Origin of the sequence: uncultured Sphingomonas sp., assembly GCF_964244235.1 — a bacterium.
Classification (GTDB): Bacteria; Pseudomonadota; Alphaproteobacteria; order Sphingomonadales; family Sphingomonadaceae; genus Sphingomonas.
On sequence record NZ_CAXTII010000100.1, the window covers coordinates 1 to 9,180 of the forward strand.

Annotated in this window: 9 protein-coding genes and 1 pseudogene; 2 read left to right on the forward strand and 8 right to left on the reverse strand. The window is 66.6% G+C overall.

Annotation, left to right across the window (positions count from 1 at the left end; all coding sequences use genetic code 11):
• The first annotated feature begins 16 nt into the window (after nt 1–16).
• Nucleotides 17–370 carry a type II toxin-antitoxin system VapC family toxin gene (locus tag ACFE7D_RS13030; RefSeq protein ID WP_375395855.1) on the forward strand — a complete coding sequence of 118 codons (354 nt, stop codon included), beginning with the start codon at nt 17–19 and terminating at the stop codon, nt 368–370.
• Nucleotide 371: 1 nt separating this feature from the next.
• On the opposite strand, the gene ACFE7D_RS13035 is transcribed toward ACFE7D_RS13030, so the two are convergent.
• On the reverse strand, nt 372–2,486 hold the full coding sequence (locus ACFE7D_RS13035) for a RelA/SpoT family protein (RefSeq protein ID WP_375395847.1): 2,115 nt from the start codon (nt 2,484–2,486) through the stop codon (nt 372–374).
• Nucleotides 2,487–2,701: 215 nt separating this feature from the next.
• Between ACFE7D_RS13035 and ACFE7D_RS13040 the strand changes: the two genes are divergently transcribed.
• Nucleotides 2,702–4,489 (forward strand): AcrB/AcrD/AcrF family protein, encoded by a 1,788-nt coding sequence (locus ACFE7D_RS13040; RefSeq protein WP_375395848.1) that lies wholly within the window; start codon nt 2,702–2,704, stop codon nt 4,487–4,489.
• 7 nt (nt 4,490–4,496) lie between these two features.
• Here the strand turns inward: ACFE7D_RS13040 and ACFE7D_RS13045 are convergent, their stop codons facing one another.
• From ACFE7D_RS13045 to ACFE7D_RS13075, 7 genes and pseudogenes are all read right to left on the reverse strand, one after another.
• Nucleotides 4,497–5,114, reverse strand: coding sequence for a MarC family protein (locus ACFE7D_RS13045; protein ID WP_375395849.1), 618 nt, complete (start codon nt 5,112–5,114; stop codon nt 4,497–4,499).
• On the reverse strand, nt 5,111–5,986 hold the full coding sequence (gene folD / locus ACFE7D_RS13050; protein ID WP_375395850.1) for a bifunctional methylenetetrahydrofolate dehydrogenase/methenyltetrahydrofolate cyclohydrolase FolD: 876 nt from the start codon (nt 5,984–5,986) through the stop codon (nt 5,111–5,113). Before folD ends, ACFE7D_RS13045 begins: the two co-directional genes overlap by 4 nt.
• Nucleotides 5,987–6,469: 483 nt before the next feature.
• The gene (locus ACFE7D_RS13055) at nt 6,470–6,778 is read right to left on the reverse strand and encodes a YggT family protein (RefSeq protein WP_375395851.1); all 309 of its coding nucleotides are present in this window, start codon (nt 6,776–6,778) and stop codon (nt 6,470–6,472) included.
• 43 nt (nt 6,779–6,821) lie between these two features.
• A complete protein-coding gene (gene argB, locus ACFE7D_RS13060) occupies nt 6,822–7,721 on the reverse strand; it encodes an acetylglutamate kinase (protein WP_375395852.1) in 900 nt (299 codons plus the stop codon).
• A 51-nt stretch (nt 7,722–7,772) separates the two neighbouring features.
• A complete protein-coding gene (locus ACFE7D_RS13065) occupies nt 7,773–8,447 on the reverse strand; it encodes a queuosine precursor transporter (protein WP_375395853.1) in 675 nt (224 codons plus the stop codon).
• A gap of 82 nt (nt 8,448–8,529) precedes the next feature.
• Nucleotides 8,530–8,943 carry a hypothetical protein gene (locus tag ACFE7D_RS13070; protein WP_375395854.1) on the reverse strand — a complete coding sequence of 138 codons (414 nt, stop codon included), beginning with the start codon at nt 8,941–8,943 and terminating at the stop codon, nt 8,530–8,532.
• A gap of 27 nt (nt 8,944–8,970) precedes the next feature.
• Nucleotides 8,971–9,180, reverse strand: a pseudogene (locus ACFE7D_RS13075) (HNH endonuclease); the annotation flags it as partial.

Sequence of the window (9,180 nt, forward strand, 5' to 3'; positions counted from 1 at the left end):
TCGCCAGCATCATGCTATGGCTCAAATAATTAAATCGTCACCACAGCCTAGGGCGCAGGCGGCGATCGCTGGGGGTTACAACCATGTGATGATGAGCGTCGTGTCGGCTTTCGAAATGACGATCAAGCATCGTGCGGGAAAATGGCCGGAGATTGCGCCACTGCTCGATGGCCTCGCGCAATATCTGCGCGGCGAACGGTTCGAGATATTGCCGCTATCGCTGAGCCATGCCGAATTGGCCGGCAATCTCGACATCGCGCACAAGGACCCCTTCGACCGCCTGCTGATCGCACAGGCGCGGATCGAGAACGCGTATCTCGTATCCAACGAAACGCTGTTCGACGGGTTCGGGGTGCGGCGGCTGTGGTGAGCTAGACCCGCGTCGCTTTGGTACACACGTCGGTCGCACGCAGCGCCGCCAACAGCCGCATCAGCTGGTGGGCGTCATGCACCTCCACGTCGATGATGTTGGTGTGAAGCCCGGTGTCGCGGTTGTCGAGGCGCAGGTTGAGGATGTTGGCCTTGTGCGCGCCGATGACGGTGGCGAGCGTGCCGAGCGCGCCGGGTTCGTTCTTCACCTCGACCGCGATCCGTGCCGTCGCGCCTTCGGTCTTGTCGCCCCAGGACACGTCGACCCAGTCGGTCTCGTCCTGCGATCGTTCGGCGAGATCGGATAGCGTCGCGCAGTCGATGGCGTGAACCTCGATCCCCGCGTCGGGCCGCCGAAGCCCGACGATCCGGTCGCCGGGCACGGGGTGGCAGCAGGTGGCGAGGTCATAGGCGACGCCCGGGGTCAGTCCCTTGATCGAGATGGCGCTCGACTGTGGGGCGAGCGCATGCGGCTGCGCGACGTCCGCCCCCGCCGAACCCGGCATCAGCGCCTCCATCACCGCCGCATCCGACAGCGTCCGCCGGGCGATCGCGATCATCAGCGAAGGTTCGTCGGGCAGTTTGAGGCGTTTGAGCGCATGCCCCATCGCCTCGCCGCCGATCTGCGCAGGCAGCCGGTGGACGATATTGTCGTACAGCGTGCGGCCGAGCTTCACCTGTTCGTCGCGTGCAGTGTGGCGCAGATGGCGGCGGATCGCGGCCAGCGCCTTGCCGGTGATCGCGAAGTTCAGCCAGCCCGGCTGCGGCGACTGGCCTTTCGAACGCAGGATCTGGACCTGGTCGCCATTCTCGATCGGGGTGCGCAAGGGCACGACGCGACCGTTCACTTTCGCGCCGACGGTCTGGTCGCCCAGATCGGTATGCACCGCATAGGCGAAATCGACCGGGGTCGCGCCCTTCGGCAGCTGGATCAGTTCGCCCTTGGGGCTGAAGGCGAAGATGCGATCGGCGTACATCGCCATCTTGGTATGTTCGAGCAGTTCCTCGGGACTCTCCGCGGTCTCCAGAATCTCGACCAGGTCGGCGATCCAGCTCTGCTGCGTCTCGGGCCGCACGCCGCTTTGCTTGTAGGCCCAGTGTGCCGCCAGCCCGAATTCCGCTTCGGCATGCATTTCGGGTGTACGGATCTGGATTTCGACGCGCGCATTCTCGGCATGGACGACGGTCGTGTGGAGCGACCGATAGCCGTTGCGTTTCGGCGTCGAGATATAGTCCTTGAACCGCCCCGGCACCATCGGCCAGCGGCGGTGGATGACGCCAAGCGCCGCATAGGCATCCTCGACGGTCGGCACGATCGCGCGGAACGCCATGATATCGGAGAGTTGTTCGAAGCTGATGTGCCGTTCGGCCATCTTCTTCCAGATGCTGTAGGGATGCTTCTCGCGCCCGGAGATATCGGTGTCGATCCCCGACCGGCCGAGCAGCAGCTTCAACCCCGATCCGATCTTCGCGATCCGGTCGCCGCCACCGCCGTCCTTGAGCTGCGCCAGACGGCGGGTAATGGACTCGTATGCCTCGGGTTCGAGTTGCGCGAAGGCGAGCGTCTGCATCTCCTTCATGAACTCGTACATCCCGATCCGCTCGGCGAGCGGGGCGTAGATATCCATCGTCTCCTTCGCGATCCGCCTGCGCTTCTCGGGTTTCGCGATGTGGTGGAGCGTGCGCATGTTGTGCAGCCGATCGGCAAGCTTCACCAGCAGCACGCGAATGTCGTCGGACATCGCCAGCAGGAACTTGCGCAGGTTCTCAGCGGCGCGTTCGTTCTCGGTCTGCGCTTCTATCTTGCTGAGCTTGGTGACCCCGTCGACCAGCCGCGCGACCGATGCGCCGAACACCCGCTCGATCTCCTCGGGCGTGGCGACCGTGTCCTCGACGGTGTCGTGCAGGATCGCCGTCGCGATCGTCTCGTCGTCGAGATGCAGATCGGTCAGGATGCCGGCGACTTCGATCGGATGGCTGAAATATGGATCGCCGGACGCGCGTTTCTGCGACCCATGTGCCTGGAGCGAAAAGACATAGGCGCGGTTGAGCAGCGCCTCGTCGGCGTCGGGATCGTAATCGAGGACGCGATCGACGAGTTCATATTGGCGCAGCACCGGATCAGGATGAGACCGTCCGGTGCTGCTTTGCAACACAATACGGTGTCATTTCGCCTTTGCGTTGCACTTGGCGAGCGCATCGCGCATCCCCCGCGCCGTTCCGGCAGATAGGGAGCGGACGGCGGTACCGCCAGCCCTCCCATTGCGGTCGCGCCGCCCGCCGCTTAGAGCGGCCGCGCGGGAGCAGACCGGGAACGGACGAGGTATGGGGCTTGATTGACGCTCGGGGCGAATGGTGGCGCGAAACGCTCGATCGCGACTGGGCCCGGCTTACGCTCGTTTTCTGGGCGGTCGTCTCGATATGGTTCCTCGCGCGCGACTGGGGTCAGGTCCGTTGGCTTTCGCTTGGCGATACCGACGACAATATGCGCCTCATGCAGGTGCGCGCGCTGCTGCATGGTCAGCCATGGTATGATCTGCGCCAATACCGGATGAACCCGCCGACCGGGTTCGACATCCATTGGAGCCGGTTGGTCGACCTGCCGATCGCCGCGCTGATCCTGACCTTGCGGCTGTTCACGAGCAACAGCTGGGCGGAGCGGATCGCGTGCGGGATCGCGCCGCTGCTGCCGCTGTCGGTCGCGATGCTGGGGCTGGCCGCGACGGTGCGCCGCCTCGTCAGCCCCTATGCCTGGCCGCTGGCGCTGGTGTTCCTGATGGGCACGTCGGCGACGATGCTGATGTTCCTGCCCGAACGGATCGACCATCATGGCTGGCAGCTGGCGATGCTGAGCCTGACGGTCGCGGGGCTGTGCGATCCCGAGGATGCGCGCGGGGGCGCGGTCGTCGGTCTGGCCAGCGCGGCGTCGCTGACGATCGGGCTGGAGATGCTGCCGTTCAGCGCGGGCGCGGGGGCGATCATAGCGCTTCGCTGGATCTGGGACTGGCAGGAGGCACGGCGATTGTCCGCCTATGCGCTGACGCTCGGGGGCGGCAGCGCGGCCGGTTATGCGGGGTTCGCGTCCTATGCCGACCGGGTGGCGCGCTGCGACGCGCTGACGCCGGTGTGGCTTAGCGTCATGATCGCGGCGGGGGTGCTGCTGTTCGTGCTGGCCTGGGTCAGCCCGGCGTCGCGCCTCGTCCGATCGGGGCTTGCGGTCATCGCGGGCGCGCTGATCGTCGCCGGCTTCGTCCATTTCTTCCCGCAATGTCTCGGCCGCCCCGAACAGGTCTCGCCCGAACTCGAACGCAACTGGCTGAGCAACATCCGCGAGGCCAAGCCGATCTATCAGCATCCCTTGCGCGTGGCGTTCCCGATCGCGGTGTTCCCGGTGATCGGGGTGATCGGTGCCGCGGTCGCCGCATGGCGTGCACGCGGCGCGGGGGCGGACCGCGCGGTCGGCTGGGCCGCGGTCGCGCTGTTCACCGCGTTCGCGGTCGCGATGCTGTTCTGGCAGGCGCGCGCCGGCCCGGGGGCACAGCTGCTCGCGGTACCGGGCGCGGTCGCACTGGCGTGGTTGCTCGTGCCGCGATTGCTCGGCAGCGGCTCGATGCTGATCCGCGTGTTCGGGACGGTCGCCGCGGTCGTCGTCATCTCGGGCGCGTTCGTCGGTCTGACCATGGGCATACTGAAGGTCGATCCGCCGAGCGCCTATACGAAGCGGGTCAACTACGCCTCGGGCAATTGCGTGCGGACGACGATCCTCGCTGCGCTGAACCGCTATCCGGCGCAGACCGTGTTCAGCTTCATCGATCTCGGTCCCCGGCTGATCACGATCACGCATCACGATGCGGTGGCCGGACCCTATCACCGCAACGGGCCGGCGATCCTGGACGTGCAGCATGCGTTCGGCGGATCGCCCCTGCAGGCCCGCGCGATCATGGCGCGACACGGCGCGACGTTGCTGCTGGTATGCCCGAACATGTCCGAATCCACGATCTACCGCGCGCGCAACCGGGGCGGCTTCTACGACCAGCTGGCGCATCGCAGGACGTTCGGCTGGCTGACCCCGCTGCCGCTGCCGCGGGGATCGCCGCTGCGCCTGTTCAAGATCGACTAGCGGCCCGTTATCGCAAAACCTCCGACACGCCGTCGACCACGAACTGCACCGCCAGCGCCGCCAGCAGCACGCCGAGCAGGCGGGTGATGACCGCCTCGATCTTCGTGCCGAGCACGCGCATCATCGCGCCGGCGGCCAGCAGGGCGATCAGCGTCAGCACCAGTATCGTCGCCATCGCGGCCAGGACCACGCCCTGCCGCTCCCACCCCTCGTTGCGGCTCATCAGCAGCATCGCCGATGCGATCGATCCCGGCCCCGCGATCATCGGCATCGCCATCGGGAAGATCGACACGTCCTCGACATGATCGTGAGCGACCTTCGCGGCGCGGTCCTCGCGGCGCTGCGTGCGGCGTTCGAACACCATCTCCAGCGCGATGAGGAACAGCATGATCCCGCCGGCGATCCGGAACGACGACAGGCTGATGCCGAGCCCCTTCAGAAGCGTCTCGCCGAACAGCGCGAAGACGAACAGGATGCCCGACGCGACGCCGACCGCGCGAAACGCCATCGCGCGCCGCTGTGCCGACGACGCACCCGACGACAGCCCGGCATAGATCGGCGCGCAGCCGGGCGGATCGATTACCACGAAGAAGGTGATGAGCGTCGAGATGTAGAGCTCGATCACAGCGAAGCCTCATCGAGCGCGTGGCCACCGCGCCGCGCGGCGGAGACGAGCGTGTTGCGAAGCAGGACCGCGATCGTCATCGGCCCGACCCCGCCCGGCACCGGCGTGATCGCGCCCGCGACCGCCAGCGCCGCGTCGAAATCGACATCCCCGACGAGGCCTGCCTCGGTCCGGTTGATCCCGACATCGATCACGGTCGCGCCGGGTTTCAACCAGTCGCTCTTCACCATCTTCGGCCGACCCACCGCCGCGACGACGATGTCGGCGCGCCGTACGATGCCCGGCAGGTCGCGCGACCGGCTGTGCGCGATCGTGACGGTGCAACTGGCCGCGGTGAGCAATGCCGCCATCGGCTTGCCGACGATGTTCGACCGGCCGATCACCACCGCATCGAGCCCCGCCGGATCGCCGTGGATATCCTTCAGCAGCATCAGGCAACCGAGCGGCGTGCAGGGTACGAAGCCGGGCAGCCCGGTCGCCAGCCGGCCCGCGTTCAGGGGGTGGAACCCGTCGACATCCTTGTCGGGATCGATCGCCTGGATCACCGCCGCCTCGTCGATATGCCCCGGCAGCGGCAATTGGACGAGGATGCCGTCGATCGTCGCATCGGCGTTGAGCGCGGCCACGAGCGCGAGCAGCGCGGCCTGCGTCGTGTCGGCGGGCAGGCGGTGCTCGACCCCCAGCATCCCCGCCGCCTCGGTCGCCTTGCCCTTCGACCGGACATAGACGGACGAGGCCGCATCCTCGCCGACCAGCACGACCGCCAGCCCCGGACGGCGGCGGGTCGCGGCGACGAAGTCGGCCACGCGCGCTGCGATCCGGCTGCGGAGGGCGGCGGCATAGGCCTTGCCGTCGATGATGGTCGCGCTCATGCCGGTGCCCTAGGGGGTGCGGCCGGTAGCGGCAATGGTCGCGGCACCTCGAACAGCCGAGCCGACGTCATCCGCGATCTGCAACCCGAGCCATTGCTGGTTATCCCGATCGGACATATCCGCCACCCCGGCGAAGGCCGGGGTCCGGTTGGGAAAACGATGGTGACGACGCGACGTCTTTCGTTACGGCAAACTTTGATACTGGGCCCCGGCCTTCGCCGGGGTGGCACAGGCTGGAATATCGCGATCGATGCCTGACGCCCGGCCTCGGCAGAAACCGCTGTCCTACAGCATCCCATCCATGATCTGCCCGATATCATGGCGCGCTTCTCATCCACCGGCCTGCAGACGATCGACCCACGAACCCATACGGGAGGTGTTTCCGGCGCCGACGTAGCGTGTGGTTCGTCCACTTCCGATCGCATCCGGCGCGATCGCGGCCCCCGAATCGGGATGGGCGACCGACGCGAAAACCGGGTCGGATCAGCCCGTAACCGCTCCGCCATAAACCTGCTGGACGATCGCGGCCTGGATGATCTTGTCGAGGATCGCGATCACGATCAGCACCACGAGCGGCGACAGGTCGAGCGCGCCGAAATCGGGCAGGACGCGGCGGATCGGGCGGTAGAGCGGGTCGGTCATCCGCTGCAGCGCGTTCCAGATCGTGCGGACGCCCTCGTTCGACGTGTTGATGACGTTGAATGCGATCAGCCAGGACAGGATCGCCTGGACGACGATGACCCACCACACGACGTCGAGCAGTATCCGGAGGATTTGAAGCAGCAGGATCACGTATTACACTCCCGGGGGAAACACCGTCTCTAGCCGATCCCGCTCAGCGATGCACCAGCGTGCCCGCACCCGCCGAAGTGAAGATTTCCAGCAGCATCGCATGCGGCACGCGGCCATCGAGGATGACCGCGGCATCGACGCCGGATTGCACCGCGGCGACGCACGTCTCGATCTTGGGGATCATCCCGCCGGTGATCGTTCCGTCCGCGCGCAGCGCCGCGATGGCGGCGGGGTCCAGATCGGTCAGCAGCTCGCCCTGCTTGTCCAGCACGCCAACGACATCGGTCAGCAGGAAGAAACGCGACGCCTGCATCGTGACCGCGATCGCCCCGGCCATCGTGTCGGCGTTGATGTTGTAGGTGTGCCCGTCCGCGCCGATCGCGATCGGCGCGACGACGGGGATGATGCCCGCCGCGGACAGCGTGTCGAGGATCCGCCGATCGACCGCGACGGGTTCGCCGACGAAACCGAGATCGACGTGACGTTCGATCCCCTGCAGCCGGTCGGGATCGGAACGCCCGACCTTTTCCGCCTGCACCAGCCCCGCGTCCTTGCCCGAAATGCCGACCGCGCGCCCGCCCGCCTGGCCGATCCACCCGACGATTTCCTTGTTGATCGATCCCGCCAGGACCATTTCGGCGATGTGCGCGGTTTCCGCATCGGTGACGCGCAAGCCGTTCACGAATTGCGATTCGACGCCCAGCCGCTTCAGCATCGACCCGATCTGCGGGCCGCCGCCATGCACCACGACGGGGTTGATCCCGACCTGCTTCAGCAGCACGACGTCGTTCGCGAACCCGCGCTGCAGCGCCGGATCGCCCATCGCGTGCCCGCCATATTTCACGACGAAGGTGGCCCCTGCATAACGCTGCAGATACGGCAGCGCCTCGGTCAGCGTCTGCGCCTTCATCAGCAACCGCGCGCTCGGAGTGTGATCGGTCATGTGCCGGGCTTTAGCGGCATCGTCACCGCGGCGAAAGCTGGGGCGACGGACTCATCCGCGATCCAGCCGCCGCCCAAGCGCCACGAACGCATAGATCAGCGGCGGCACCAGCACGGCGGAGAGCAGCACCTTCACGATCATCTGTCCCAGCAGCAATTCGCGGATCGGGAAGACGCCCAGAAACGCGATCGAGACGAACAGCAGCGTGTCGACGATCTGGCTCAGCACGCTGGCGATCCCGGCGCGAAGCCACAGCAATTGCGATCCCTCGCGCCCCTTCAGCCACGAGAAGAGCGACACGTTCAATGTCTGCGAGATGCCGTAGGAGACGATCCCGCCGACCCAGATGCGCGGCGTGCCCCCCATCATCAGCGCGAATGCGTCGCGGCGATCGGGTGCCATGTCGGGCGCGGCGGGGATGGCCAGGACGACGAGCGACAACAGGATCGACACGATCAGCGGCACGAAACCGAACCGCACCAGCCGGTTGGCCGTCGCAGCGCCGTGCAGTTCGGCGACCGCGCTCGATACCACCACCAGCAGCAGGAACGCGAAGATCCCCGCCTCGATCGCCAGCGGCCCGAGCCCGAGGACCGGCCCGAGCGCCGATATCGGACCGAGCGACACCTGCTTGTTGCCGAGCACGCCGGCGATGCAGACCATGCCGCCGTAGAAGATCGAGAAGGCGAAGAGCGAACGCGGGATCGCAGGCGGTCGGGTGTCCATGTCCGGCAAAGGCTACCGGCTTTCGCGCCCTCGTCAATCGCGCGCGCTCGTCAACCGCGCTTTCGTCGATCGGAGCGCCGCGTCAGGGAACCGCGGGCGTCCCCGTGGGGGCGGGGGCGGCCCCGGCACGTGCCGCCTGATGTTCCTCCGACGTCACCGTGCCGTCATGGTTCAGATCGTCGCCGTCGAACTGAGCCAGTTGGCCATCGCTGAATTCGATCGCGCTGACCTTGCCGTCGCCGTCCTTGTCGAACGACATCAGCCGCGCCCGGTTCTTCGCCGGCATCTCGTCGGGGGTGATGTAATTGTCGCCGTTGCGGTCCAGCGCATGGAACCGGCGATCGACCGAGATACCGAAATCAGCCCGCGAGGTAACCGAAGGAGGGATGAAATTCGCTGCATTCGCATCCGCGATCGCGCGCTTCTCCTGCTTCGAGGGACCACAGGCAGCCAGCATGATCGCCGCCGCCGTCATCGCACCGATCGTCCACCGCATCCCTGCCCCCGTCACCCGCCAGGCGCATCACGCCTCCAGCTCGACATCCCAATAGAGCCAGTCGTGCCAGCTACCATGGAGATAGTGCGGCGGGAAGCGCTTGCCATGTTCCTGCAATTGCCAACTCGTCGGGCGGATCGGTTCGAGGTGAAGCGGCATCGTCGCTTGTCTGGGCGTCCGTCCACCCTTCTTCAGATTGCACGGCGCGCAGGCAGTGACGACATTCTCCCAGGTGGT

Bases quoted from the DNA above. Each gene is read 5' to 3' on its own strand.
- folD (WP_375395850.1), bottom strand. From the start codon at position 5,986: ATGAGCGCGACCATCATCGACGGCAAGGCCTATGCCGCCGCCCTCCGC.
- ACFE7D_RS13030 (WP_375395855.1), top strand. From the start codon at position 17: ATGGCTCAAATAATTAAATCGTCACCACAGCCTAGGGCGCAGGCGGCG.
- argB (WP_375395852.1), bottom strand. From the start codon at position 7,721: ATGACCGATCACACTCCGAGCGCGCGGTTGCTGATGAAGGCGCAGACG.
- ACFE7D_RS13065 (WP_375395853.1), bottom strand. From the start codon at position 8,447: ATGGACACCCGACCGCCTGCGATCCCGCGTTCGCTCTTCGCCTTCTCG.
- ACFE7D_RS13070 (WP_375395854.1), bottom strand. From the start codon at position 8,943: ATGCGGTGGACGATCGGTGCGATGACGGCGGCGGCGATCATGCTGGCT.